Source organism: Cryobacterium aureum (assembly GCF_002954245.1).
Lineage (GTDB): Bacteria > Actinomycetota > Actinomycetes > Actinomycetales > Microbacteriaceae > Cryobacterium > Cryobacterium aureum.
Genome location: NZ_PPTG01000014.1, coordinates 156,313 through 182,638, shown reverse-complemented (window position 1 = coordinate 182,638; position 26,326 = coordinate 156,313). Strand labels below are relative to the sequence as shown.

The 26,326-nt window shown below is 63.8% G+C and carries 25 protein-coding genes, 1 tRNA gene and 1 pseudogene; 23 read left to right on the top strand and 4 right to left on the bottom strand.

The genetic code is table 11. The features are described from left to right. Positions 1–7 precede the first annotated feature (7 nt). The 5 genes and pseudogenes from CJ028_RS06480 to CJ028_RS21905 all read left to right on the top strand — a co-directional run bounded on the left by CJ028_RS06480 (position 8) and on the right by CJ028_RS21905 (position 3,283). Positions 8–340 carry a prevent-host-death protein gene (locus CJ028_RS06480; protein WP_240607128.1) on the top strand — a complete coding sequence of 111 codons (333 nt, stop codon included), beginning with the start codon at positions 8–10 and terminating at the stop codon, positions 338–340. A gap of 373 nt (positions 341–713) precedes the next feature. Continuing rightward, positions 714–1,181, top strand: a complete 468-nt coding sequence (locus CJ028_RS06475; protein ID WP_105034532.1) for a prevent-host-death protein — start codon at positions 714–716, stop codon at positions 1,179–1,181. Between the two features lie 2 nt (positions 1,182–1,183). Further along, a complete protein-coding gene (locus CJ028_RS06470; RefSeq protein WP_105034450.1) occupies positions 1,184–1,525 on the top strand; it encodes a hypothetical protein in 342 nt (113 codons plus the stop codon). A gap of 185 nt (positions 1,526–1,710) precedes the next feature. Further along, positions 1,711–2,052 (top strand): PadR family transcriptional regulator, encoded by a 342-nt coding sequence (locus CJ028_RS06465; RefSeq protein WP_105034449.1) that lies wholly within the window; start codon positions 1,711–1,713, stop codon positions 2,050–2,052. A gap of 365 nt (positions 2,053–2,417) precedes the next feature. Beyond that, a pseudogene (locus CJ028_RS21905) lies at positions 2,418–3,283 on the top strand (alpha/beta hydrolase). 179 nt (positions 3,284–3,462) lie between these two features. On the opposite strand, the gene CJ028_RS06450 reads toward CJ028_RS21905, so the two are convergent. After that, positions 3,463–3,534: transfer RNA gene (locus CJ028_RS06450), tRNA-Arg, on the bottom strand. A 69-nt stretch (positions 3,535–3,603) separates the two neighbouring features. After that, positions 3,604–4,254, bottom strand: a complete 651-nt coding sequence (locus CJ028_RS06445; RefSeq protein ID WP_105034446.1) for an iron ABC transporter ATP-binding protein — start codon at positions 4,252–4,254, stop codon at positions 3,604–3,606. Between the two features lie 41 nt (positions 4,255–4,295). On the opposite strand from CJ028_RS06445, the gene argS reads away from it, so the two are divergent. The 8 genes from argS (at position 4,296) to prfA (ending at position 15,580) form a co-directional block, all read left to right on the top strand. After that, positions 4,296–5,972 (top strand): arginine--tRNA ligase, encoded by a 1,677-nt coding sequence (gene argS, locus CJ028_RS06440; RefSeq protein ID WP_105034445.1) that lies wholly within the window; start codon positions 4,296–4,298, stop codon positions 5,970–5,972. Between the two features lie 17 nt (positions 5,973–5,989). Next, the gene (locus tag CJ028_RS06435) at positions 5,990–6,751 is read left to right on the top strand and encodes an LmeA family phospholipid-binding protein (protein ID WP_161498908.1); all 762 of its coding nucleotides are present in this window, start codon (positions 5,990–5,992) and stop codon (positions 6,749–6,751) included. Positions 6,752–6,901: 150 nt separating this feature from the next. Beyond that, positions 6,902–8,329: a diaminopimelate decarboxylase gene (lysA, locus tag CJ028_RS06430; RefSeq protein ID WP_205683957.1), complete on the top strand. Its 1,428-nt coding sequence runs from the start codon at positions 6,902–6,904 to the stop codon at positions 8,327–8,329. Then, positions 8,326–9,663, top strand: a complete 1,338-nt coding sequence (locus CJ028_RS06425; RefSeq protein ID WP_240607127.1) for a homoserine dehydrogenase — start codon at positions 8,326–8,328, stop codon at positions 9,661–9,663. Before lysA ends, CJ028_RS06425 begins: the two co-directional genes overlap by 4 nt. Then, positions 9,663–10,790 (top strand): threonine synthase, encoded by a 1,128-nt coding sequence (gene thrC / locus CJ028_RS06420; RefSeq protein WP_105034442.1) that lies wholly within the window; start codon positions 9,663–9,665, stop codon positions 10,788–10,790. Before CJ028_RS06425 ends, thrC begins: the two co-directional genes overlap by 1 nt. Beyond that, positions 10,787–11,779, top strand: coding sequence for a homoserine kinase (thrB, locus tag CJ028_RS06415; protein ID WP_105034441.1), 993 nt, complete (start codon positions 10,787–10,789; stop codon positions 11,777–11,779). The genes thrC and thrB overlap by 4 nt, the downstream gene beginning before the upstream one ends. Positions 11,780–12,071: 292 nt before the next feature. Then, positions 12,072–14,501 (top strand): transcription termination factor Rho, encoded by a 2,430-nt coding sequence (gene rho / locus CJ028_RS06410; RefSeq protein WP_167395130.1) that lies wholly within the window; start codon positions 12,072–12,074, stop codon positions 14,499–14,501. Beyond that, positions 14,501–15,580 (top strand): peptide chain release factor 1, encoded by a 1,080-nt coding sequence (gene prfA, locus CJ028_RS06405; RefSeq protein ID WP_092109373.1) that lies wholly within the window; start codon positions 14,501–14,503, stop codon positions 15,578–15,580. The genes rho and prfA overlap by 1 nt, the downstream gene beginning before the upstream one ends. A gap of 96 nt (positions 15,581–15,676) precedes the next feature. Here the strand turns inward: prfA and epsC are convergent, their stop codons facing one another. Together epsC and cysK are read right to left on the bottom strand one after the other, a co-directional pair. After that, complete coding sequence (gene epsC / locus CJ028_RS06400) at positions 15,677–16,264, bottom strand: serine O-acetyltransferase EpsC (protein ID WP_105034440.1); 588 nt, start codon at positions 16,262–16,264, stop codon at positions 15,677–15,679. Between the two features lie 21 nt (positions 16,265–16,285). After that, complete coding sequence (cysK, locus tag CJ028_RS06395; RefSeq protein ID WP_105034439.1) at positions 16,286–17,236, bottom strand: cysteine synthase A; 951 nt, start codon at positions 17,234–17,236, stop codon at positions 16,286–16,288. A 123-nt stretch (positions 17,237–17,359) separates the two neighbouring features. On the opposite strand from cysK, the gene prmC reads away from it, so the two are divergent. The 10 genes from prmC to CJ028_RS06345 all read left to right on the top strand — a co-directional run bounded on the left by prmC (position 17,360) and on the right by CJ028_RS06345 (position 26,318). Continuing rightward, complete coding sequence (gene prmC / locus CJ028_RS06390; RefSeq protein WP_240607135.1) at positions 17,360–18,211, top strand: peptide chain release factor N(5)-glutamine methyltransferase; 852 nt, start codon at positions 17,360–17,362, stop codon at positions 18,209–18,211. 93 nt (positions 18,212–18,304) lie between these two features. After that, the gene (locus CJ028_RS06385; protein ID WP_105034437.1) at positions 18,305–19,141 is read left to right on the top strand and encodes an L-threonylcarbamoyladenylate synthase; all 837 of its coding nucleotides are present in this window, start codon (positions 18,305–18,307) and stop codon (positions 19,139–19,141) included. Positions 19,142–19,144: 3 nt separating this feature from the next. Next, positions 19,145–20,458, top strand: a complete 1,314-nt coding sequence (locus tag CJ028_RS06380; protein WP_105034436.1) for an MraY family glycosyltransferase — start codon at positions 19,145–19,147, stop codon at positions 20,456–20,458. Further along, positions 20,455–20,928, top strand: coding sequence for a Cg1360 family ATP-synthase-associated protein (locus tag CJ028_RS06375; RefSeq protein WP_105034435.1), 474 nt, complete (start codon positions 20,455–20,457; stop codon positions 20,926–20,928). The genes CJ028_RS06380 and CJ028_RS06375 overlap by 4 nt, the downstream gene beginning before the upstream one ends. A 194-nt stretch (positions 20,929–21,122) precedes the next feature. Continuing rightward, positions 21,123–21,911, top strand: a complete 789-nt coding sequence (gene atpB / locus CJ028_RS06370) for a F0F1 ATP synthase subunit A (protein WP_105034434.1) — start codon at positions 21,123–21,125, stop codon at positions 21,909–21,911. Positions 21,912–21,964: 53 nt separating this feature from the next. Then, the gene (gene atpE / locus CJ028_RS06365) at positions 21,965–22,204 is read left to right on the top strand and encodes an ATP synthase F0 subunit C (RefSeq protein ID WP_105034433.1); all 240 of its coding nucleotides are present in this window, start codon (positions 21,965–21,967) and stop codon (positions 22,202–22,204) included. A gap of 29 nt (positions 22,205–22,233) precedes the next feature. Next, a complete protein-coding gene (locus CJ028_RS06360; protein WP_105034529.1) occupies positions 22,234–22,794 on the top strand; it encodes a F0F1 ATP synthase subunit B in 561 nt (186 codons plus the stop codon). A gap of 3 nt (positions 22,795–22,797) precedes the next feature. Beyond that, positions 22,798–23,613, top strand: coding sequence for a F0F1 ATP synthase subunit delta (locus CJ028_RS06355; RefSeq protein ID WP_105034432.1), 816 nt, complete (start codon positions 22,798–22,800; stop codon positions 23,611–23,613). A 102-nt stretch (positions 23,614–23,715) separates the two neighbouring features. After that, complete coding sequence (gene atpA, locus CJ028_RS06350; protein WP_105034528.1) at positions 23,716–25,353, top strand: F0F1 ATP synthase subunit alpha; 1,638 nt, start codon at positions 23,716–23,718, stop codon at positions 25,351–25,353. 62 nt (positions 25,354–25,415) lie between these two features. Next, complete coding sequence (locus CJ028_RS06345) at positions 25,416–26,318, top strand: F0F1 ATP synthase subunit gamma (protein ID WP_105034431.1); 903 nt, start codon at positions 25,416–25,418, stop codon at positions 26,316–26,318. Positions 26,319–26,326: the final 8 nt, after the last annotated feature.

Genomic DNA, 26,326 nt, shown 5'->3' with positions numbered 1-26,326 from the left:
GGTGCTGATGTCGCATCGCGAGGCCGACGCCCGCGCTGTACTTCTGCCATTCGCAGCAGGCCTCATCACGGTCACGCTCGATGACGAGGGCACGCTCTCATCGAGAATGGCTGACCGGTTCCGGTGGATGCTGGCGCTGTCGCCGGGGGATCAGGCACAGTGCGCGCAAGACCTCGTCAACGCTGCACGAGCGTCGTTCGCGACAGGACAGGTGCACCTCGCCATCGCCGAGCGCACCGCTTGGCGCGAGACCGCAACCGCGATCGCTGCTGGACTGGCGAGCTACCCGGTCGATAGTCTCGAGTGGCTCGAGGACGCTGAATCGGTTGGGCGTCCCTAACGGTGGCGAAAGACGACCTGGTTGCTAAGAGTGTGCCCCCAGGCAGATTCGAACTGCTGCCCCGGCCTCCGGAGGGCGAACCACGAACTTTTTCCAGTCGCCCTCCCGACGGTAAATAGCCGATCAAGATTCGTTTTTGCTCACGACGGTGATCATGATTGAGCAATGATTGCGCTACGATTGTGGGCAGAAGTGGGTACGTGCCGCAGGTGACGAAAGTCGATCCTTCCTCGATCAGAGATTCCGCTCATGACTTCGTCATGGGTATCAATGTCCTATCAGCGGTCACTGTGGCTGGTCCAGAATGATCATGACGGATACGCAGCGCCGGTAGGGCCTGGACTTCCGAATGCATTCCGAATACGATGATCACATGACTCTGATCAACGACCTTCGTACCACGACTCGGCGATCATCAGACCTGAGTAAGCACTCGGCCGACGTGTTCGCCGAGGCTGAGGATCACACTGTCCAGATCACGCGCCGCGACGGTGAGCCGCTGGTGCTGATGTCGCAGCGCGAGGCCGACGCTCGGGCTCTACTTCTGCAATTCGCAGCAGACCTCATCACGGTCACGCTCGATGACGAGGGCACGCTTTCATCGAGAATGGCTGACCGGTTCCCGTGGATGCTGGCGCTGTCGCCGGGGGATCAGGCACAGTGCGCGAAAGATCTCGTCAACGCTGCTCGAGCGTCTTTCGCCACAGGCCAGGCGCACCTCGCCATCGCCGAGCTCACCTCTTGGCGCGAGACCGCGACCGCGCTCGCTGCTGGGCTGGCGAGCTACCCGGTTGAGAGTCTCGAGTGGCTCGAGGACGCTGAACTGGTTGAGCGTCCCTGACGGTGGCGAAAGACGACCTGGTCGCCAGGCCCGCGAAGAAGACCGAGTACGCGATTCGATTCGCCTCGGCCGGCGCACGCACAGGATGGCGCGACTTGGCTGCGACGATCCGGAACCCGATGGCAGACGCGTGGGATTTCCTGACGAAGACACCCACCGACCGGACCCCTACGAATTACCCGCTCCGCGGTGAATTGGGGCACGTCCAGCGCGAAGGCAAAAGCCACGAGCGCTGGCAGCACAAACCCACTGCCCACGGTGACGCTCGAATTTGGTTCTACGTGGACGGGCAGGATGTGTTCCTCGAGCAAGTCCACACCCATCATCCGAACGCGACGAAGTGAATGGACGGAGCGATTGGAGTTGAGTTGATCCACGACTTGTCCAGGTTCATTCCGATTTTCTGAGTCGCCCGCACCTGACGTCCCGTCTTCCAGCGTTGTACCTCGCGGTGCGGGGCTTCGGCGTCTGCGGCCGCACGCTGGTCGGAAGCAAGCTATCTCTATATATGTAGTGATAGCGTCACGTTATGGTTCCTCTCAGCCGTGTTACTTCGGCCACCGTCGATGTGCTGAACGCCTTACTCAGTGGCGAGGCGCCGATTTGGGGGCTGCGCGTCGTGAAACAAACGGGTCGCCCTGCAGGCAGCGTTTATCCCATTTTGGAGCGCCTGGAAGGATCAGGATGGGTGACTTCGGAGTGGGAGGACGATTCCGAACGGACTGGCCCGCGGCGACGCCTATATGAGCTGACTTCGGACGGAACATCAGCCGCGAGGGAAGTGGTGGCCGCGGTTGCAACGCGGAGTCAGGCCAGGGTGGCCCGGGTCGTCGTTGCCCCGAATGCGATCGCGACTGGAACCGTCGCATGAACAGCGATGTGTTCCTTCGTGTCCTTGCGCTGATGCTGCCCTGCGCAGTCCGCGCCCGCTATCTGGAGGAATGGTGCGCAGACTCATTGGCCGCGGCAGAAGCCGGCCACCGGCGGCGCGACATCGCTCGCGGAGCCGCAGGGCTTACCGTGACGATTGACCGCGATTTGCCAGCGAACACTATGAGCCGCGCGGCGCAGTTTTCTTCCGCTTCTTTGCGGGGTTCAGTATTGGGATGTCGATAGCTGACACCTTCGGAACGACTGGCGCCAATACGTCGATCGTTTCCGCAGTCCTGCCGTATGTCGGTCAATTAGCACTAGCGACTGCAGCCGTCCTCTCAGGATGGGCGCCCAAGATTCACAATGCCAACGCCGCTGAGGCACGCGATGTTGCGGTCGCGTAGACCCATGCGGACGGCCTCCGCGACTGAGGTCACTCCTCACAGTCTGGTCCCAGTTCGGTGGTACGGACCGTCACCAATCGACCGATCGACGCTTGGGCCCACCTTGCTTTGGCTTCAGGGAGGCGGTTTTTTCAGAGGCGGTCTCGACCAACCCGAAGCGCATGCCGTAGCACAATCATTGGCCCACCAAAGGCTGTCGGTCGCGACAGTGGATTACCGACTCGCACCGGCTCCTGGCATGAGCTGGATGAAGACACGTGCGGCCCTTCCCAGAGGGCGCTTCCCATTACCCCTCAACGATGTCCTCGCCGCATACCGCAATGTGCGCGCTCAGTCGCCACGTGGAGTGATTCTGGGAGGTGCCAGTGCCGGAGCGTGTCTCGCCGCTGCAGCAACGCTCGGCGCGACCGACGAAGGATTGCCTCCCGTCGGTGCCGTCCTCACCTATGGGTTCTTCCACGCAGCGCACCGCCGAACTGAAAATGTTCAGCAACGGGCGCACGGTCACCGTCGGGTCACTCACTCTGTCTGGGCGTTGAACGCGATGAACCGTAACTATGCCGGTTCACAAGCCGAACTTGCCAACAGGCTCGCCTTCCTGGTGGCCACGACCTCCAAAAGTTTCCGAGAACCCTCTCAATCAACGCGGAGAGGGACAACATGCGAGCGTCCGGTGACGCATTCGCATCAGAACTCTCCAGCTACGGCGTGGACGTCCAGCGCCACGTCCTTCAGGGCACTCGACACGCATTTCTGAACAGACCCGACGACGACGCATTCTCGAAGGCCGTTGCGTTGATCGCCGAGTGGAGCCTCCGAAAGTAGCTCAATTCGATTTTTCAAAGTTCAGGGGGTCTGGGCTGGAAGTTTTACCCATAATGAGTGGACGGAAACGAATCAATTGTGGGCACGCGTGGGCACAAGACGCTCGCGAGACCGAGATATCCGCCCCAGTATGGCCCTGGAAATTCCTCTGATCAGGAATTTCTGCAGTGTGAATGGTGTGCCCCCAGGCAGATTCGAACTGCCGCCCCTGCCTCCGGAGGGCAGTGCTCTATCCCCTGAGCTATGGGGGCCAGGGTGGTTCAAGGTTAGCATCATGACCCGGCTGCCAGGAGCCACCACGGCCGGCCCGGCAGAATCTGCTAACCGAGGTGCGACAGCACCGTCGAGATGAGGGATTCGGCATCGCCGGGCTCAAAGAACGCGGAGGTGCTGAGAGTGACCCAGTACTTTTCCGTGAAGACCTGGGCTTCACCGACGCCACCGGCATAGGTGAAGAAGCCGTCCACGGCCGGCGGGGTGCCGTAGGTGGGAACGGCCTGGCTGTCGGCATCCGCTTGCTGCTTAAGCGTGGTCATCAGCACATCGTTGGGTGCCACGACCGAGATCTCGATCAGCTCGCCGCTGGTCTGGTTCGACCAGCCGCAGGTGAGGCCGTTGTACGTCGCGGCGGTCTCGCTCAGGCTGCCGGTACTCGGCGAGTAATCGGGGGCGGTGCCATAGTTCGAGTTGAAATCGTAGACATCCTGCAGGGTGAGCAGATCGCCACAGACTTGCGTGATCGCGGTCCCGGTCGCTTCCGGCGTCGGCGTCGGAGACGACGAGGGTGCGGCGGTTTCGGTCGGGTCAGCGGATGCCCCGCTCGTCGCGACCGAGGAATCCGTGGGCTTCGGCTCGTCGCCACCACTGCACCCGGTCAGAGCGAGGGTAACCAGCGTGCCAGCGGCGAGCAGAACGCCCGCCCGGCCACGAGCGGAGCGAACGAGAGGGGGGTAGACGCGTGTATCAGTCACGCGTTGACCTTACCAACAGGAGAGGCCGGTACGATCGGTGGGTGACTCCTGCCGAACTCTCCCAATCCCTGTTCGACCTCATTGTCGACGTCAGCGAGCGCCGACGTGAGGCTGACACGGTTGGGGTAGACCTCGGACTCACCCTCGCGGACGTCGCCGTCGAACGCCCGCGCAACCGCGACCACGGTGACTGGGCCTCGAGTATCGCGCTCAAAATAGCGAAACCCCTCGGGGCCAACCCGCGTGAAATCGCCGCCGAACTGGCTTCCGGTCTCGAACAGCTCAGTGATGTGGCATCCGTAGAAATCGCTGGTCCCGGCTTCATCAACATTCGCCTCGAAGCGGCGGCGGCCGGCGCACTGGCCAAGACCATCGTCGACCAAGCCGACCTTTACGGCACCGGCCACCTCTATGACGGTCTCAAGATCAACCTCGAATTCGTCTCGGCCAACCCCACGGGCCCGATCCACATGGGTGGCGTGCGGTGGGCGGCAGTGGGTGACAGCCTGGCCCGGGTCCTTAAAGCCGAGGGCGCCGACGTCACCCGCGAGTACTACTTCAATGACCACGGTTCGCAGATCGACCGCTTCGCCCGCAGCGTGCTCGCCAGCTACCTCGGCGAACCCACCCCCGAAGACGGCTACGGCGGAGCGTACATCGGCGACATCGCCGCGAACGTGCTCGCGAAGTACGACGGCGACGTTGCCGCCCTTCCCCGCGACGAACAACAAGAAGTGTTTCGCTCGATCGGCGTTGACCTCATGTTCACCGAGATTAAAGACAAACTGCACGGCTTCGGCGTGGACTTCGACGTGTACTTTCACGAAGATTCCCTGCACGAATCCGGCGCCGTCAACCGTGCCATCGAACGCTTGCGCGAACAGGGCCACATCTTCGAAGCGGATGGCGCGATCTGGCTGCGCACGACCACTTTCGGCGACGATCGTGACCGGGTGATCATCCGTTCAAACGGGGAACCGGCCTACATCTCTGGCGATCTCGGCTACTACCTCGACAAGCGCGAGCGCGGATTCGACCAGTGCCTGATCATGCTCGGCGCTGACCACCACGGCTACGTCGGCCGCATGATGGCGATGGTCTCCGCCTTCGGCGACGAGCCCGGCGTGAACCTGCAGATTCTGATCGGCCAGATGGTCAACCTGCTCAAAGACGGCGAACCGGTGCGCATGAGTAAGCGGGCCGGCACCATCGTCACCCTCGACGACCTCGTCGACGCGGTCGGTGTCGACGCCGGCCGCTACGCCCTGGTGCGCTCGAACAGCGACTCGCAGCTCGACATCGACCTGGACCTGCTGGGCAAACGCACCAACGACAACCCCGTCTTCTACGTGCAGTACGCCCACGCCCGCACCTGCTCGGTCGCCCGCAACGCGAGCTCGAGCGGCGTCGAACGCACCGTCTTCGCCCCGGAACTGCTCGTGCACGACAGCGAATCCGCACTGCTCGGCGTACTGCAGGAATTTCCGCGCGTCGTCGCCCAGGCTGCGCAACTGCGCGAGCCGCACCGCGTCGCCCGCTACATCGAAGAGGTCGCCGGCTACTACCACCGCTGGTACGACAACTGCCGGGTCATTCCACTCGGCGAAGAACCGGTCACCGACCTGCACCGCACCCGCCTGTGGCTGAACGACGCCACCGGCCAGGTGATTCGCAACGGCCTGGGCCTGCTCGGCGTCACCGCCCCGGAGCGCATGTAGCCGCCGTGAATGAAACAGTGGCCAGAACCAAGCGTCGCGGTCTCGTTCCGCTGATCATCGTGGGCGTACTCGCCGTGCTGCTCGTCGTCGCCTACTTCCTGGTCGACAGCGGGCTGCGGGCCTTCGCGCAGGATACCGCCGAGGCGGAGATCGCCAAGAGCCTGCCCGCCTCGGTGACCGGTGACGTGACCGTCAGTATTGGCGGCACCTCGGTGATCGCCCAGTTCATCGCCGGCAACTTCGACCAGGTGGAATTGACCGCGCCGAACCTCGCGGTAAATGGCGTGCCGGCATCCGTTCACGTCGTGGCTCGTGACGTATCGACCAACACCGCCAAGGCCATCGGATCGCTCACCGCCACCCTCGATCTCGACCAGGACGCGCTCAACCAGCTGGTTCAGGCCTCTGGCACGGCTCCCGCCGACGCCGTGATGACCCTCGGCGACGGCGTCGTCAGCTACACCGGCACGGTGAAATTGTTCGAATTCAATGTGGGATACAGCGCCACCGCGACGGCCACTGCCGCCGGTGACGCGCTGAGTATTGCGCCCACCGAAGCCACCATCACCAGCGGCGTCGGCGACATCGACGCCACACCCCTGGTCAATCTGATCCTCCAGCAGGCGCCCATCAGTGTCTGCGTCGCTGGTTACCTGCCTGAAGGCGTCGAACTGAACGGTGTCGACATTTCGCCGGAGCGGGCACGCGTTACGCTGGAGTCGAGCACGCTCATGCTCACCCGGCAGTCGCTGACCACCCTAGGCACCTGCTCCGGCTAATTCGAACCTCGCCACCTGCGGCGGTAGAATTCAGTCAGGCACGCCCCAATCGCGGGCTGGCACATTTTCCGGCTTCAGGGACCAATCCGGGTTCGCTCGCTGAGATTCCCCTTCGACTCTCGTGAGGTAATTCCCGTGACACTTCATCCTGTGGACAACTCATCCAACCCGCTGGCACCCGATTGGCTGCGCGTGCCCGCCGACGCCAACGCGCTCGCGCCCGGGCTCTGGCCCACCTCGACCGTTCGCACCAGCACCGGCGAACTCCAGCTCGGCGGCGTGAGTGCCACCGCCCTCGCCGCCGAATTCGGTACCCCCCTGTACGTCATCGACGAAACGGATGCCCGCTCCCGCGCCGCCGAGCTGCTCGCCGTGTTCCAGGCCGAGTTCGCCCGCATCGGCACGAGCGCCAAAGTGTATTACGCCGGCAAGGCCTTTCTCTCCACCGAGGTCGTGCGCTGGATGATCGCCGCCGGCCTCAATATCGACGTGTGCAGCGGCGGCGAACTCGCCGTCGCTCTGGCCGGCGGTGCCGACCCCGCTCGCCTCGGGTTTCACGGCAACAACAAATCCCCCGCTGAACTCGACGAGGCCACCCGGGTCGGTGTCGGCACGATCGTGATCGACAGCGAGGTCGAGATCGGCCGCGTCGCCGAAGCAGCAGCCCGCAACGGACGCGCCCAGAACGTGCGCCTGCGCGTGAACAGCGGCGTGCACGCACACACCCACAATTTTCTGGCGACCTCGCACGAAGACCAGAAGTTCGGCATCGTGCTCAGTGACGCTGCAAGGCTGGTCGCATTGATTCGCGCTCAACCGGCGCTCAATTTCGTCGGTCTGCACTGCCACATCGGTTCGCAGATCTTCGGTGCCGACGGTTTCGCCGAGTCGGCTGCCCGTCTGCTCGACCTGCATGCCACCCTGCTGGCGGATGGCCCGGTGCCAGAGCTCAACCTGGGCGGTGGCTTCGGTATCGCCTACACGAGCGCTGACGAACCCACTCCGATTCGCGAACTCGCTCGTGCCCTGGCCGACATCGTCGCCGCAGAGTGCGCGCGGCTGAAAATTCCGCTGCCGATCGTCGCTTTTGAACCCGGACGGGTCATCATCGGTCGCGCCGGAGTGAGCCTGTACCGCGTTGGCACGACCAAAGCCGTCGACGTCGCCGGCACGCAGCGGCTCTACGTCAGCGTCGATGGCGGAATGAGCGACAACGTGCGCCCCGCCCTGTACGGCGCCGACTATGCCGTGCGCCTCGCCGATCGCAGCTCGATCGCGCAGCCGGTGCTCGTGCGAATCGCCGGCAAACACTGCGAGAGCGGCGACATCGTTGTTGACGCTGACTATCTGCCCGGAGACGTGACTCCCGGTGACCTGCTCGCTGTGCCCGCCACCGGCGCCTACTGCTGGGCGCTGTCCAATAACTACAACTACCAGGGCCGCGCGCCCGTCGTCGCGGTTGTGAACGGTACGGCTCGTGTGCTCGTGCGCGGCGAAACGATTGCCGACCTGCTCGCGCGGGACACCGGGGCCGTGCCGCCCACCAACGGAGGACAACTCATTAAGGAAGCACCTTGAAGATCGAATACCGCAATCTACGCGTCGCCCTCCTCGGCGGTGGATCAGTTGGCGCCCAGGTGGCCCGCCTGCTGCTGGAGCAGGGCCCTGAGCTCGCCAACCGGGTCGGGGCCACCCTTGAACTGGTCGGCATCGCGGTTCGCGATGTGAACGCCGAACGCACCGTCGACCTGCCGCGTGAACTGTTCACGACCAACGCTGAAGAACTCATTCTCGGCGCTGACATCGTCATCGAACTGATGGGCGGCATCGAGCCGGCTCGCAGCCACATTCTGCTGGCGATCAGCAGTGGAGCGGATGTTGTCACCGCCAACAAGGCGCTCCTCGCGCTCCACGGACCCGAGCTGTTCGCGGCCGCGAATCAGGTGGGCGCCCAGATCAACTATGAGGCCGCCGTCGCCGGGGCCATCCCCATCGTGCGTCCGCTGCGGGAGAGCCTCGCCGGTGACCAGGTCAAACGCATCCTCGGCATCGTCAACGGCACCACGAACTTCATCCTCGACCGGATGGATACCGAAGGGTCCAGTCTGGAGGACGCGCTGGCCGAGGCGACCGCGCTCGGCTACGCGGAGGCCGACCCGACCGCTGACATCGGGGGCTACGACGCCGCGCAGAAGGCGGCCATTCTGGCGAGTCTGGCGTTTCACACGACGGTGCCGTTGGCATCCGTATATCGCGAGGGAATCACCTCGGTCACGCCGGCGCAGATTGAATCGGCCCGAAAGGCCGGCTATGTCGTGAAGCTGCTGGCTATCTGTGAACGTGTTAGAGACGAGAACGGTGTCGACGGGGTGTCGGCACGGGTCTACCCGGCGATGGTGCCGCGCAGCCATCCGCTCGCCGCAGTGCACGGCGCCAACAACGCCGTCTTCGTCGAGGCGGAATCGGCTGGCAGCCTCATGTTCTACGGCGCCGGTGCCGGGGGAGTGGAGACGGCCTCTGCCGTGCTCGGCGACGTCGTCTCGATCGCGAGGCGTCACGTGGCCGGCGGGCCGGGAGTAGCTGCGTCGAGCTACGCCGAACTGCCCGTTTTCGACATCGGCCGGGTAACCACCCGCTACGCCGTGACTCTTGAAGTAACCGACGAACCGGGCGTGCTCGCGACCATCGCGAGCGTGTTCAGCAAGCGCAAGGTCTCCCTGGCCCTCGTGGAACAATCCATGACACCCGCCGTGATTGGCACCGCGAGTCGCGCAGCCCGCTCGGCCACGGCTACCCTAGTTATCGGGACCCATGACGCAACGGAGGCCGCACTCGCCGCCACCGTGCAAGACCTGGCCACCAACAGCGTGGTCAGCGAAGTCGCATCCGTTTTGAGAGTTGAAGGAGTCTGATGTTTAGCCCAAGCGAGACCAGTGCCAACCTGACCAAGCCCGGCGCGATTGTCAGTCGCCAGTGGCGCGGCGTGCTGAGCGAATACTCCGACCGACTGAACATCTCGGCCGCCACCCCGATCATCACGCTGGGTGAGGGGGGAACGCCTCTCATTCCCGCCGCCGCGCTGTCCGCGCGCACCGGCGCCAAGGTCTGGATCAAGTTCGAGGGAATGAACCCGACCGGTTCGTTCAAGGACCGCGGCATGACCATGGCCATCTCCAAGGCCATGGAAGACGGCGCGAAAGCCGTCATCTGCGCCTCGACCGGCAACACCAGTGCGTCCGCTGCCGCGTACGCCACCCACGCCGGCATCACCGCCGCCGTGCTCGTGCCAGAGGGCAAGATCGCCATGGGCAAGCTCAGCCAGGCCGTCGCACACAACGCGCAGCTGCTGCAGGTGCAGGGCAACTTCGATGACTGCCTCGACATCGCCCGCGACCTCGCCACCAACTACCCGGTGCACCTGGTCAACTCGGTCAACCCCGACCGCATCGAGGGGCAGAAGACCGCCGCCTTCGAGGTCGTCGAAGTTCTCGGCGACGCCCCCGACTTTCAGTTCGTCCCGGTCGGCAACGCCGGCAACTACACCGCCTACTTTCGCGGCTACAGCGAAGAGGTCGCGCGCGGCGCCACCACGAAGCTGCCGCGCATGTTCGGCTTCCAGGCCGCCGGCAGCGCCCCGATCGTGCTCGGCCACCGCGTCGACCACCCGGACACCATCGCGAGCGCCATCCGCATCGGCAACCCGGCATCCTGGGACCTTGCGCTGAACGCACGCGAGCAGAGCGACGGCTATTTCGGTGCCATCACGGACGAGAAGATTCTCGAAGCCCACCGCATCCTTTCGGCCGAGGTTGGCATCTTCGTTGAGCCGGCATCCGCTATCGGCGTCGCCGGCCTGCTCGAGCGTGCCGAAGCCGGATTCATTCCCAAGGGCTCGACCGTGGTCATCACGGTCACCGGCCACGGTTTGAAAGACCCGCAGTGGGCGCTTCGCACCGCTGACGGCTCCGATGTGAAGCCCACAATCGTTCCGATCGACACCGCCGAAATCGCGAGCGTGCTCGGCCTGGCCAAGGCATGACCAGTTCTGATTCTTGGCAAGGCGGGGTCGTCTCGTTGATCGGCCGTGCCGTCTCGGTGCAGGTTCCGGCCACGACGGCCAACCTCGGCCCCGGCTTTGACACGCTCGGTCTGGCGCTGGCCAAGTATGACCAGCTCGAGGTGACTGTGCGGAGTGAACCCGGCGTGTTCGTCGAGGTGCACGGCGTCGGTGCCGGCGTGGTGCCCACCGACGAGAGTAACCTCGTCGTGCGGGCCATTATTCACACCTTCAACGCCGTAGGTCAGCCCATGCCCGGGCTGGACATCGTCGCGCACAACGTCATTCCGCACGGGCGCGGCCTCGGTTCCTCCGGTGCCGCAATCGTGTCGGGCATCATGGCGGCTAAGGGCCTGCTCGAGGGCATCGTCGACATCGATGCCGAGATGCTGCTCGTGCTCGCCACCGAGATGGAAGGTCACCCCGACAACGTGGCCCCTGCCCTGTTTGGCGGCCTGACCATTGCCTGGACGACGCCGGAGGGCCCGCGTCACAAGAAGCTCATGGTGCACCGCGGCGTCAAGCCGCTCGTGTTCGTGCCGGAGCAGGAGATGTCCACAGCGCTCGCGCGCAGCCTGCAGCCGGCCTCGGTGCCGCACGAAGACGCCGTGTTCAACCTGTCGCGTTCGGCGCTGCTGATCGCCGCGCTCATCCAGAGCCCCGAGTTGCTGCTCGCCGCGACCGAGGACAAACTGCACCAGAGCTACCGTGCCGCCGCGATGCCGGAGACGAACAAGCTCATCACCCTGCTGCGCGCCGCCGGCTTCGCGGCCGTCGTGTCCGGCGCCGGGCCATCCATTCTCGTATTGGCCAGCGACCCGAGCCAGCGTCTGGTGGCTGCCGAACTCGTTGCCAGCAACTCTGATACCCCATGGCGAGCACTCATGCTCGCCGTCGATGTGCAGGGCGCCACCGTACATCCGCTCACGGCGGACAACACGGCGGAGACTGCGGCGGAGACCGCCGCGTAGCGAGCATTCTGGTCGAGTCGGCGTGCGTGGCGTGCGTCGGCTCGGCCGTTCCTCGGGCGGTCGAGCCGAATGGCTCCGGAGTGCTATGGTTATTGTGCACCCGATAGAAACCGCCTCTGGCGACATCCGGTGCATTCCCTGTACCTCACTGCTATTGCGATTTCGTGCGTGGCTGTGTGTGTTTACACCAATCCCCTCCATTTGTCGGATTGGATCACCCGCAGCGCATTCGTCGCTGCATACATCTCTCCTGGCCTGAATTTTTGTTCGGCAGGGGAAAGGAACCCCCTTCGTGACTGATGTCAACCTCCGCGCCACTGGCTCGGAACTTCCCCGCCTGAGCGCACTTCGGGTGTCCGAGCTTCAGGCTCTGGCCCTTGAACTGAAAATCCCCGGCGCTTCCAAACTTCGCAAAGGAGAACTCGTTGAGGCAATCGAAACGGCTCAGTCCGGCACGAGCGCCGCTGCTCCCGCCGAGGCTCCCGTAGTCGAGGCTGCACCCGCAGAGGCCGCGCCCGTCAAGGCCGCTCCTGCGGAGGCCGCGCCCGAGAGCGCGACGATCGAGAGCCTCGCGGAGGCACTCGAAACGGCCCCCCGCAAGCGTGCACCGCGTCGTGCCAGCACCACGACCGCCGCTCCGGCCAAGTCCCACGTCAATGCCGACGCCAGCACCGGATTCGGTATTATCCTGCCCGACGCTCCGGCGGCCGGCTCGCGCATCGCTCGCAACGCCCGTAATACTGTGACGTCTAACACCGCTGCTCCCGCTGTCGACGACGCTGCTCCCACCACAACGGATGCTGACAAGCCGGTTCGCCAGGCGCGCAAGCGTGTGCAGGTCGCACCGGTGCACGTCGATGACGCCGCCGCTGTGGTAGCCGACTCCGCCGACGCGCCGGCCGATGCTCCCGTTGAGGTCGCGCCATCCGCTCGCCGTCCGTCCCGCCGTGCATCGTCGCAGCGCACCATCGCTGTGGTACCCGACGAGACGCCGGCCGAGTCTGACGCTGTCGCCGATTCCGCAGAGGTCGCGACCGACGAGCCGGTTGAGTCTCCCGACGAGTCGAACGACCAGCAGAACGAGTCCGGTGCACCCCGTCAGGGCCGCAGCCGAAGCCGCAGCCGTGGTGGTGATCGTGGGCAGGGTGCCGATCACAACCAAGGCGACCAGAACGCTCAAAACCAGAACGAACGTGGTCAGAACGATCGCAACCAGAACGGCACCAACGACGAGGGCATGACGCGGGCGCAGAGCCAGCGTCAGGCTCGCAACGAGCGCAACCAGGAACGTAACCAGGAGCGCGCCCAGGCCCAGGCCGAACGCAACCAGGGTCAGAATGACCGTGGCCAGGACCGCAATCAGAGCGAGCGCGGTCAGGACCGCAACCAGAACCAGAACGACCGTAGCCAGAGCCAGAATGACCGTGGCCAGGACCGCAACCAGAGCCAGGATCGCAACCAGCTTGACGACGACCTGAACGGCCGCGGAAACCGCAACCGGTACCGCGACCGCAAGCGTCGCGGCCCGAACCAGGGCGACGACTTCGAGCCAGAGGTCAACGACGATGACGTACTCATTCCCGTCGCCGGAATCCTCGATGTGCTCGACAACTACGCGTTCGTACGCACGTCCGGCTACCTGCCCGGTGCGAGCGACGTGTACGTCTCGCTCGGCCAGGTCAAGAAGTACAACCTGCGCAAGGGTGACGCCGTCGTCGGCTCGATCCGCCAGCCGCACGAGGGCGACCAGTCCGGCCGTCAGAAGTACAACGCTATCGTCAAGGTCGACTCCATCAACGGCCAGACCGTTGAAGAGGCTGCGACCCGCGTCGACTTCCACAAGCTGACCCCGCTGTACCCGACCGAGCGCCTGCGCCTCGAAACCGAACCCGGCAAGCTCACGCAGCGCATCATCGACCTCGTCGCCCCGATCGGCAAAGGCCAGCGCGGCCTGATCGTTGCGCCGCCCAAGGCTGGCAAGACCATCGTCATGCAGCAGATCGCGAACGCCATCGCCACCAACAACCCCGAGGTTCACCTCATGGTCGTTCTGGTCGACGAGCGTCCCGAAGAGGTCACCGACATGCAGCGCACGGTCAAGGGTGAGGTCATCGCCTCCACCTTCGACCGCCCGGCCGAAGACCACACCGTTGTCGCCGAGCTCGCCATCGAGCGTGCCAAGCGCCTGGTCGAGCTGGGCCACGACGTTGTCGTGCTGCTCGACTCGATCACCCGCCTCGGCCGCGCCTACAACCTCGTCGCCCCGGCCTCTGGTCGCATCCTCTCTGGCGGCGTCGACGCATCCGCTCTGTACCCGCCGAAGCGCTTCTTCGGTGCAGCGCGCAACATCGAGAACGGTGGCTCGCTCACCATCCTCGCCTCCGCGCTGGTGGAGACCGGCTCCAAAATGGACGAGGTCATCTTCGAGGAGTTCAAGGGCACCGGCAACATGGAGCTGCGTCTGTCGCGCCAGCTCGCCGACAAGCGCATCTTTCCGGCCGTCGATGTGAACGCTTCGGGCACCCGCCGTGAAGAAATGCTGATGAGCGCCGATGAAGTCAAGGTCACCTGGAAGCTGCGTCGTGCCCTCGCTGGGCTCGAGCAGCAGCAGGCGCTCGAACTCATCCTCGGCCGGCTCAAGGAGACCTCGTCGAACGTTGAATTCCTCATGCAGGTTCAGAAGTCGATGCCGACCCTGAACGGGTCAGACAAGGACAAGTAATGTTCGAATCCGTCCTCACGCTGCTGGCCGAGCACGACGACCTGCAGTCGCAGTTGGCGGATCCGGAGCTGCACGCGAATCCGGCCCGTTCGAAGAAGGTCAACCGGCGCTACGCCGAGTTGAGTCGCATCATCGCGGCGTACCACGAGTGGAAAGAGGTTGACGATAACCTCGAGGCCGCTCGTGAACTCGCCGATGAAGATGCGGCCTTCGCCGAAGAGATTCCGGACCTGGTGGAACAGCTGGACGTCACGGCTGAAAAGCTGCGCCGTCTGCTGATTCCGCGCGACGAACTCGACGCCCGCGACGTGATCATGGAAATCAAGATGGGGGAGGGCGGTGCCGAATCGGCACTGTTCGCCGCCGACCTGCTGCGCATGTACCTGCACTACGCAGAGTCGAACCGCTGGAAAACCGAGATCATCGAGCAGACCTCGAGTGATCTCGGTGGGATCAAAGACATCCAACTCGCGATCAAGGGCAATTCGAGCGATCCGGCCGAGGGCGTGTGGGCGCACCTGAAATATGAGGGCGGCGTGCACCGCGTACAGCGCGTGCCTGCGACCGAGTCGCAGGGACGCATCCACACCTCGGCGGCCGGCGTTCTGGTCTTCCCCGAGGTTGACGAGCCCGAAGAGGTCGAGCTGCACCCGAACGACCTCAAGATCGACGTGTATCGCTCGAGTGGGCCCGGTGGCCAGTCGGTCAACACCACCGACTCCGCTGTGCGCATCACCCACCTTCCCACCGGAATCGTGGTAGCGATGCAGAACGAGAAGTCACAGCTTCAGAACAAGGAAGCGGGGATGCGAGTGCTGCGTGCCCGAGTTTTGGCCCGTCAGCAGGAAGAAATCGACGCAGCGGCGTCGCTCGTGCGCAAGGGCCAGATTCGTACCATGGACCGCTCAGAGCGGATCCGCACGTACAACTTTCCGGAGAATCGCATCGCCGACCACCGCACCGGGTACAAAGCGTACAACCTCGACGCCGTCATGAACGGAGCCCTCGGCCCCGTGATCGACTCCTGCATCCACGCCGACGAGGAAACTCGTCTGGCCGAGCTGGGCGACCCCGAGTAGCACTTAACCTGGACGGGGCCCGGGCCCCGTCCCTGGGCCCAGTTTATAAACTGGGCCCGTGGCCCGGGCCCGGGCCCCGTCCGAGGTGCCGACCGGTTAGAGGTAGTACTCGGGGTCCAGGGTTCCGCCGCGGGCGGACTCGACGGTCGCGGGAGTCTGCGGGCGAATCGTCGCCGGCACCCCCACAAGCAGTGACCGCGGGGGAGCGTCCTTGGTCACGACGGCGTTGGAGCCGATCGTGCTCCAGGCCCCGATCGTGATCGGGCCGAGCACCTTGGCGCCAGCCCCCACCGTGACACCGTCATCTAAAAACGGATGCCGCCGCACCCCACGCGCATGCCCGTGACGGCTCTTACCGCCCAGCGTCACCGCGTGATACAGCATGACATCGTTGCCGAGTACCGCCGTCTCCCCGATCACGACGCCCATGCCGTGGTCGATGAACAGCCGGCGGCCGATGCTTGCTCCTGGGTGAATCTCAATCCCGGTCAGAAACCGGGTGACCTGAGAGAGCAGTCGGGCGGGCAGGTGCAGCCCGGCGCGCCACAGGCGGTTCGCGATCCGGTACGACCAGACCGCGTGCAGCCCACTGTAGGCCAGAAAAACCTCGGTGTTGCTGCGCGCGGCGGGGTCGTGGGTGCGCGCAGCCGCGATGTCTTCGCGGAGGCGCAGAAAGGGATTCATTTAAGGGCAGACAGCGTTCTCTTAGTCCAGCAGGTCTTCGTACAGCACCGTCGAAATGTACCGTTCGCCGAAGCCGGGAACAATCACGACGATGGTCTTGCCAGCGTTCTCGGGGAGTTTCGCCTGCTCGAGCGCAGCCCAGACGGCGGCGCCGCCGGAGATGCCGCCGAGGATTCCCTCATCGGTGCCGAGCGAGCGTGCCGTGGTGAGCGAGTCGGCCAGGGTCACGTCGGTAATCGAGTCGTAGACCTCGCGGTCCAGGGTCTCCGGCACGAAGTTGGCGCCGAGGCCCTGGATCTTGTGCGGGCCGGGCTTGCCGCCGGTGAGAATGGGGGAGTCGATCGGTTCGACGCCGACGACCGTGAGGCCGGGCTTCTGGCCCTTGAGGTATCCGCCGGCACCGGAGAGCGTTCCGCCGGTACCGATGCCCGCGACGAGAATGTCAACGGCGCCCTCGGTGTCGTTCCAGATTTCCGGGCCGGTCGTGGCGCGGTGGACGGCCGGGTTGGCCGGGTTCGTGAACTGGCTCGCCAGAACGGCGCCCGGCGTGTTCGCGACGATCTCGGCGGCCTTCTCGACCGCGCCGCGCATGCCGTCGGCACCGGCGGTCAGCACGATTTCAGCGCCATAGGCGCGCATCATGACGCGGCGTTCCTTGCTCATGGTCTCTGGCATGGCCAGAATGACCGTATAGCCGCGAGCGGCGCCAACCATGGCCAGGGCGATGCCCGTGTTACCGCTGGTGGCTTCGACAATGGTTCCGCCCGGCTTCAGCGAGCCGTCCTTCTCGGCGGCGTTGATGATCGCGACGCCGATGCGGTCCTTGACACTGCTGGAAGGATTGTAGAACTCGAGCTTCGCGAGCACGGTAGCGCCGAGGCCGGCGGTCAAACGGTTCAGCTTGACGAGGGGAGTCCCACCAACGGCTTCGGTGATGTCGGAATAGATCTTGGGCACGAGGGCAACTTTCATTCGGTTTTCATTCGGTGAAATTCGGTGTGAGGGCCAGCTCCAGCCTAGGTCTCCCGGCCTCGCCGCGGCTGGTGCGTTACATTTCACTACGTGACTTCTTCAGATTCTGCCCTACCCCAGACCATCACTACCCTGCGAAACCGCGCCATCAGCCTGCTGACGGCGGCCGGCATCACCGACCCAGAGGTCAACGCCGACCTGCTGATCGGCCACGTGCTCGGCCAGAGCCGCGGCGAAGTGCAGGCCGGCAGCATCCTGAATCGACCGGTCATCCCAGCGGATGCCGCCCGCATCGACACCCTGTTGGCCCGCCGCAGCAAGCGCGAACCGCTGCAACACATAACCGGGCGAGCTCCGTTCCGCTCGCTCTCCCTGAACGTGGGCCGCGGCGTGTTCGTGCCGAGACCCGAAACCGAGCAGGTCGCCCAGTTCGCCATCGACGCCCTGCGTTCCATGCCCGATCCGGAGCCGATCGGTATCGACCTCGGCACCGGAAGCGGCGCGATCGCCCTGGCCCTGGCCACTGAGGTGCCGCACGCGCGCATCTTCGCGATCGAAAACTCGCCGGAAGCGTTCCCCTGGACTACCCGCAACTTCGAGGAGGTCGACGCCACCAATGCCACCCTCGCCTTCGGTGATCTCGCCGACGCGTTCGTCGAACTCGATGGCACGGTAGCCGTCGTCATCTCCAATCCGCCCTACATTCCAGCGGATGCGATTCCCCGCGACCCCGAGGTGCGTCTGTTCGACCCCGCCCACGCGCTGTTCGGCGGCCCGGACGGACTCGACGTGGTGCGCAGCGTGTCAGCAACCGGCCTCCGCCTGCTGCGCCCCGGCGGAGTGCTTGTAATCGAGCACGGCGAGCTGCAGGGCGCCGCGATCCGGGAGTTGCTGGCAGCCGATGGCTGGCGTGCCCCAGCCACTCACCGCGATTACACCAGCCGGGACCGGGCCACGACGGCGCTGCGCCCCTGAAACACTCGCCCTTACCAGCACATCCCGGCCGCTGTGCAGACACCAGCGGGCGCATCCGTTCTTCACAACAGCACTGGGTTAGAATTACCGGAAATGACACGCATCTACGATTGCACGAGCGACTCGACCACGGACGAATCCACTACGAGCGAAAACTACGGAGCGCATATCGCTCTGGCGCGCGCGGCCATCGGTCGCGGGGAGCTCGTCGTTATCCCCACCGACACGGTATACGGGATAGCCGCTGACGCGTTCAACGCGGAGGCAGTTCAGCTGCTCCTCGACGCGAAGGGCCGCAGCCGGCAGTCGCCGCCGCCGGTTCTCATTCCCAGCATTCCCACCCTCGACGCCCTCGCCGTCGACGTGCCGCAGCCGGTTCGCGACCTGGTCGCGGCGTTCTGGCCCGGCGGACTCACCGTCATCGTCAACGCCCAGCCCTCGCTGGTCTGGGATCTCGGTGAAACCCGCGGCACGGTGGCCCTTCGCATGCCGAGTAACCAGGTTGCGCTCGACCTGCTCGCCGAAACCGGCCCGCTCGCTGTGTCCAGCGCCAACCTCAGCGGCATGCCTGCCACCACTGACGCGCAGGCTGCTGAAGCGGCCCTCGCCGAGAGCGTCGACGTCTACCTCGACGGCGGCACCACCGGCAGCACCTATGAAAGCGTGTTCGGTCAGACCGGCGAGGGTTCGTCGACGATCGTCGACGCCACCGGCTTCGAAACCAACGGCGGTTTTCTGTACATCGTGCGCGACGGCGTCATCTCCCGCGAGGCCATCGTGGCCGTCGTTGGCGATGTGCTCGCGGCTGCGCCGACCGTTCCCGGAGTCCAGGAGCTCTCGGCAGAAGCGGATGCGACACCCACCATTGCCGCCCCGTCCCAGGAGGACCGCACTAACGAAACCCTGGACGAAACGGATGCCAGCCGGTAGCCCATGACCCTTTTCCTCCTACTCGCGCTCGTTTCGGCGATCGTCACCTTCGCTCTGTCGATCGTGGTCTACAAACTCAGCCACAAGTACCACCTGTACCCGAAGATTCGCGAACGCGACGTGCACACCCGGCCCACTCCGCGCCTCGGCGGCATCGCCATGTTCCTCGGAATCCTCGTGGCTTTCGGCGTCGCGTATCTCATTTCGGCTCCCTTTGCCCCGCTGCGCCTGGTCTTTGCCAATCCGCAACAGATTCTCGCGATCCTCGGCGCTGCCCTCCTGATCGTGCTCGTCGGCGTCGCCGACGATATCTGGGACCTCGACTGGATGACCAAGCTCGCTGGTCAGTTCATCGCCGCCGGGCTCGTGGCCTGGCAGGGCGTGCAGATCTACTCTTTGCCGATCGGCGGACTGACACTCTGGAGCGGCCGGACGTCGATCGTAGTCACGGTCGTCGCCATCGTCGTCGTCATGAACATGATCAACTTCATCGACGGGCTCGACGGGCTGGTCACCGGCGTCGCCCTTATCGCCAACGGGGTCTTCTTTCTCTACAGCTACCTGCTCGTGCGCGACACTTCACCGACCAACTACTTCAACCTGGCGTCGCTGATCGCCGCCATCCTGGTCGGAGCCTGTGTCGGTTTCCTCCCCTTGAACTGGCATCCGGCCAAGATGTTCATGGGCGATGCCGGCGCCCTCCTGGTCGGCCTGCTGATGGCAACGAGCGCGATCGCGATCACCGGTCAGATCGATCTGACGGCGATCAATCGCTCCCAGCTGTTCCCGGCCTTCATTCCCATCCTGCTCCCGGTGGCGATCATGATCATTCCACTGCTCGACTTTGGGCTGGCCGTGATCCGCCGGGTGCACGCCGGTAAATCACCGTTCAGCGCCGACCGAAAACACCTGCACCACCGACTGCTCGACATGGGACACTCCCACCTGCACGCCGTACTGATCTTCTACGGGTGGACAGCCGCAGCAGCCATTGGCTGCCTGCTCTACTACATCCTGCCGGTCTACTTCCGCCTGCCCACCTGGTACGCGACCATCTTTTTGGTGACGTCGCTGCTCATCTGTACCATCGTCACCCTCGCCCCGCTCGGCCGCCGCAAGACCGGGGAATGGCTCAGCCAGTCCGCACCGGCGCAGCTGGCAGTGCTGGATGAGCTCGACCCGCTCGACGAGGCCGCCGAGGCCCAGCCCGCCCCAGCTCCAGCCGCTGCTGCCGCTGCCGCTGCCCCTGCCCCATCAGAACCACACACGACACGAGCAACCGCCACTGCGGCGGCGCCTGCCGAGGAGAACGTATGAGCACCAACGACCCCGTCCGCACCCAGCCCACGTCGATTCCCGTGCTGCGCCGCATCCTGATCTACGGCGGCTGGGTCGCGCTGGCCATCGCCGTCGTCGGCTCGGTCATCGGCTACCTCGTCGCGGGCGGCCCCGGTGTACTCAGCGCGCTGATCGGAACGGTCATGTCGGTAGCCTTCATGGGCATCACGGCTGGCAGTATTCTGCTGGCCAATCGCGTCGCCGGAAACGAATCCGCCATCGGCGGCTTCTTCGGCATCATCATGGGCGGCTGGTTGCTCAAATTCGTCGTATTCCTGGTGCTGCTGGTGGTGCTGCAGAATCGCGAGTGGATTCAACCGATGGTGCTGTTCTTCTGCATCGTCGCCGGTGTCGTGGGGTCCCTTGTCGTAGACGCTGTCGTGGTTCTGAAGAGCCGGCTGCCCTACGTCGGCGACGTCAGACTGCCGCCCGCCCCGGTTGATGAGTAACCCTTCGACCCATTCGCCCACGGATCCCGCTCTCGATTCGGCTCCGCGCCTGATCTTTGCTAGAGTAAACACCGATCCCACCCCGGTTTGCACATGCTTTTCAGCGGCGTAAACCTGCCCCATTCGTCGTTGCGCGAGCAGAGCTCACCGCCCCGAAACAGGAGAAAGCGCTGCTAGAAATCGCCGTAAACCTGATGGTCCCGTCTGCCACCGGCGACGGTGAATTCCACGGTCCCTCCATCAATGAGTTCTTCCCCGACGTAATATTTTTTGCTAATACTCCGTTCGAGATCAACCGCATCATTCTGATTCGCTTTATTGCGGTCGCCGTTCTGATGCTGGTCTTCTGGCTTGGCACTCGCCGAATGAAGATCATTCCGACCCGCGGTCAGAGCCTGGCCGAAATGGGACTCGACTTCGTTCGCGTCAACATCGCTGAAGACCTGCTCGGTAAGAAAGACGGCAAGCGCTTTCTGCCGCTTCTGACCACCATCTTCTTCATGGTGTTGTTCATGAACCTCACGGGAATCATTCCCTTCCTCAACATTGCCGGCACCTCGGTGGTCGGGGTTCCGCTGCTTCTCGGTGTCATCGCTTACGCAACGTTTATTTATGCCGGTGTCAAGAAGAGCCCGGCGAAATTCTTCCGGAACTCGCTTTTCCCGCCCGGGGTACCGGTATTCCTGTACATCATCGTGACGCCGATCGAGTTCATCTCGACGTTCCTGGTGCGACCTTTCACCCTCACGCTCCGACTCATGATGAACATGATCGTTGGACACCTTCTGCTCGTGCTGTTCTTTAGCGCAACCCAGTTCTTCTTTTTCACTGCGGATGGTGGGTTCAAGCTCTTCGGCGCTGGCACCCTCGTCTTCGGCTTCGCCTTCACGCTCTTCGAAGTGCTGATTGCCGTCCTCCAGGCTTACATTTTTGCCCTACTCACCGCCGTCTACATCCAGCTCGCGCTGGCTGAGGAACACTAGACACTTTAGGAATCCGGCATTTGCCGCATTCACCACTACGGAAGGAAACACACGTGGACGCAACAACCGTTCTCGCGGAAATCAGCGGAAACATCGCGACCGTCGGTTATGGCCTCGCAGCCATCGGCCCGGCAATTGGTATCGGTATCGTCGTTGGCAAGACCATCGAAGGTGTCGCGCGTCAGCCTGAACTGGCCGGCCGCCTGCAGGTGCTGATGTATATCGGTATCGCCTTCACCGAGGCGCTCGCCTTCATCGGCATCGCCACGTACTTTATCTTCACCGCCGTCTAAACCTCTTCACTATCTAGTTAGGAGGCATGATGCTTCACGCAGTAATTGCAGCCGCGACAGAAGAAGCGGCTAAGAACCCGCTCATTCCGGAGTGGTACGACATCATTTGGTCGGCGGTTTGCTTTGTCGTGATTTTCTTTTTCTTCTGGAAGCTTGTGCTGCCCAAGATGCAAAAGCTTCTTGACGATCGTGCAGAAGCCATCGAGGGCAACATCGCCAAGGCCGACGACGCCCAGCGCAAGGCCGAAGCTGCACTCGTGCAGTACACGGCCCAGCTCGCTGACGCTCGCGCCGAAGCCGGTGCCATTCGTGACCAGGCCCGTACCGATGGCCAGCGCATCGTCGCTGAGCACAAGGATCAAGCATCTGCCGAAGCGGGTCGCATCGCGGCCAGTGCCAAGGCGCAGATCGAAGCCGAACGTCAGGCCGCCGTCGTGTCCCTTCGCAGCGAGGTCGGCACCCTTGCCATTGACCTCGCCTCGGGTGTCATTGGTGAAAGCCTGTCCGACGACGCGAAGGCCAGCGCCATCGTCGATCGCTTCCTGGCAGAACTTGAAGCCAGTGAAGTGCCTACAGCAGGAAAGATCTAGCAAATGGGAAGCGCCACCAGAGAAGCACTCGCCACCTCGAGGGCGGCACTGTCCGTCCCGGGCGGCACGACTGATCTGGCGACGGTCGAAAGCCTGTTCGGCGCCGGTCGAGTAATTGGGTCGTCGTCCCAGCTGCTTTCAGCACTCGGCGACGCCTCAGCGGATGCTGCGGCCAAGGTCGCTCTCGTACGTACCGTTTTCGGTACCAGTGTGACGCCTCGGGCGCTCGACCTGCTCGCGGCGGCCGTGTCCGAACGCTGGTCCAGCCACGATGACCTGCTTGCCGGGATCGAAGAACTGGGCCTGCGGACATCCGCCGTCTCTGTTTTGGCAGATTTGGCCGCGCCGTCCGGCACATCGATCGAGGGCGAACTGTTCGCCTTCGGTAAGTCGGTGTCGTCCGACGCTGAGCTCGAGCTGGCCCTGGCCAGCAAACTCGGCAAGATTGATGCCAAGGCCGCGCTGGTTGAAAAGCTTCTGGCCGGCAAGGTTTCCGGTCAGACGCTCGCCATCGTTCGTCACCTGGTGCAGCAGCCTCGTGGCCGCCGCATCGGCGAACTGCTCCGACACGCAGCAGCTGTCGTTGCGGACGAGTCCGGCACGTCGATCGCCACCGTCACGTCGGCGAGCGTTCTCACTGCCGACCAGCTCGCCCGCTTGCAGAAGAATCTCCAGTTGCGTCACGGACGAGCACTCACCATCAACCAGGTCGTTGACCCGGAACTGGTCGGCGGAGTGCGCGTGCAAATCGGCGATCTGGTCATCGACGGCAGCATTGCAACCCGCCTGGCAGATTTGAGACTCCAGCTCGCTCGCTGAGTCACCTCAGCAGCACCATAAACCCAGCAGCACCAGATGACTCAGGGCGGCAGCGTCCTCGAACAGACAGAACCTGTACTTTCGTACAGAAAAGGGAAGATGATGGCAGAACTAACGATCAGCCCCGATGAGATCCGTGGCGCTCTCCAGGACTTCGTGAAGTCCTACGAGCCGAACAAGACATCAACGACCGAGGTTGGCTACGTCACCACGGCCGGCGACGGAATCGCCCACGTTGAGGGCTTGCCCGGCGTGATGGCGAACGAACTCATCAAGTTTGCGGATGGTACCCTGGGCCTGGCCCAGAACCTCGACGAGGATGAGATCGGTGTCGTCGTGCTCGGCGAGTTCGGCGGCATCGTCGAGGGCATGGAGGTTCACCGCACCGGCGAGGTACTCTCCGTTCCCGTCGGCGACGGCTACCTCGGCCGTGTTGTGGACCCGCTCGGCGCGCCCATTGACGGACTCGGCGACATCGCAACCGAAGGCCGTCGTGCCCTCGAACTGCAGGCCCCCGGCGTGATGAGCCGCAAGTCGGTCCACGAGCCGATGCAGACCGGTATCAAGGCCATCGACGCCATGATTCCGATCGGCCGCGGCCAGCGTCAGCTGATCATTGGTGACCGCCAGACGGGCAAGACGGCGATCGCGATCGACACCATCATCAACCAGAAGGCCAACTGGGAGTCCGGCGACACGAACAAGCAGGTTCGTTGTATCTACGTCGCCATCGGACAGAAGGGCTCCACCATCGCTTCGGTGAAGGGTGCCCTCGAGGATGCCGGAGCGATGGAGTACACCACCATCGTCGCCGCTCCAGCCTCTGACCCGGCCGGCTTCAAATACCTCGCCCCGTACACCGGCTCGGCCATCGGCCAGCACTGGATGTACGCCGGCAAGCACGTTCTCATCGTCTTCGATGACCTGTCCAAGCAGGCCGAGGCCTACCGTGCAGTATCGCTGCTGCTGCGCCGCCCGCCGGGACGCGAAGCCTACCCCGGAGACGTGTTCTACCTGCACTCCCGCCTGCTCGAGCGTTGTGCCAAGCTCTCCGACGAGCTCGGTGCCGGATCGATGACCGGTCTTCCGATCATCGAGACCAAGGCCAACGACGTTGCCGCGTATATTCCGACCAACGTGATTTCGATTACGGACGGTCAGATCTTCCTGCAGTCCGACCTGTTCAACGCTAACCAGCGTCCCGCTGTTGACGTTGGTATCTCGGTCTCCCGCGTCGGTGGCGACGCGCAGGTCAAGTCGATCAAGAAGGTTTCCGGCACGCTCAAGCTCGAGTTGGCCCAGTACCGTTCACTCGAAGCTTTCGCCATGTTCGCCTCCGACCTCGACGCGGCCAGCCGTCGTCAGCTCGCCCGCGGAGCCCGCCTCACTGAGCTGCTGCGTCAGCCGCAGTACTCGCCGTACCCCGTCGAGGACCAGGTCGTCTCTATCTGGGCCGGCATCAACGGCAAGCTCGACGAGGTTCCCGTTGCCGACGTGCTGCGCTTCGAGCGCGAGTTGCTCGACTTCCTAGGGCGCAGCACCGAGATCCTGAAGACCCTGCGCGAGACCAACGTCCTCTCCGATGAGACCGTAACGGCTCTCACCGCCGGCGTTGACAAGTTCAAACTGGAATTCCAGACCGGTGAGGGCAAGCCGCTCGCCTCGGTGGGTAAAGAAAAGTTTGAAGCCATTGCCGTTGAAGACGTCAACCAGGAAAAGATCGTCAAGCACCGCCGCTAGTCGCTGATTGCGACTTGCAGTACAACTGACGACACCAAGCTGAAAGACAAGGAAGCAGACACATGGGAGCGCAACTTCGCGTCTACCGGCAGAAGATCAAGTCTGCCCAGACGACCAAGAAGATCACTCGGGCCATGGAGCTGATCTCCGCCTCGCGCATCCAGAAAGCGCAGGCGCGAGTCGCTGCGTCAACGCCGTACTCGCGCGCGGTGACGCGAGCCGTTTCGGCCGTGGCCACGTACTCAAACGTTGAGCACGTACTCACCACGGAGCCGGAAAAGATCGAGCGCGCAGCGGTCGTCATCTTCGCATCCGACCGTGGACTGGCGGGCGCATTCAGCTCGCAGGTCCTGCGTGAAGCAGAATCGCTCAGCGAACTGCTGCGTGGCCAGGGCAAGGACATCGTCTACTTCCTGGTTGGCCGCAAAGCCATCGCCTACTTCAACTTTCGCAATCGCGCGTCGGAACGAATCTGGACCGGCGGAACTGACCAACCACAGTTCGAAACGGCTAAAGAAATTGGCGAGGCCCTGCTGGAGACGTTCCTCACGGACTACTCCGATGGCGGTGTCGACGAGATTCACATCGTCTATAACCGTTTCGTCAGCATGGTCACCCAGGTGCCAGAAGTCGTTCGTCTGCTGCCGCTCGAAGTTGTCGAAGGCGTTGAAGAGCCCGGCGATAACAAGGTCCTTCCACTCTACGAGTTCGAGCCCGACGTCGAAACGGTTCTGGACAGCCTTCTCCCGGTGTATATCGAGAGCCGCCTGTTCAACGCCATGCTGCAGTCGGCCGCGTCAGAGCACGCGAGCCGCCAGAAGGCAATGAAGTCGGCCAGCGACAACGCCGACAAGTTGATCACGGACTACACACGCCTGTCCAACAACGCGCGCCAGTCCGAGATCACCCAGCAGATTTCCGAGATCGTGGGTGGAGCCGACGCGCTCTCATCCGCTAAGAAGTAGTTCACATG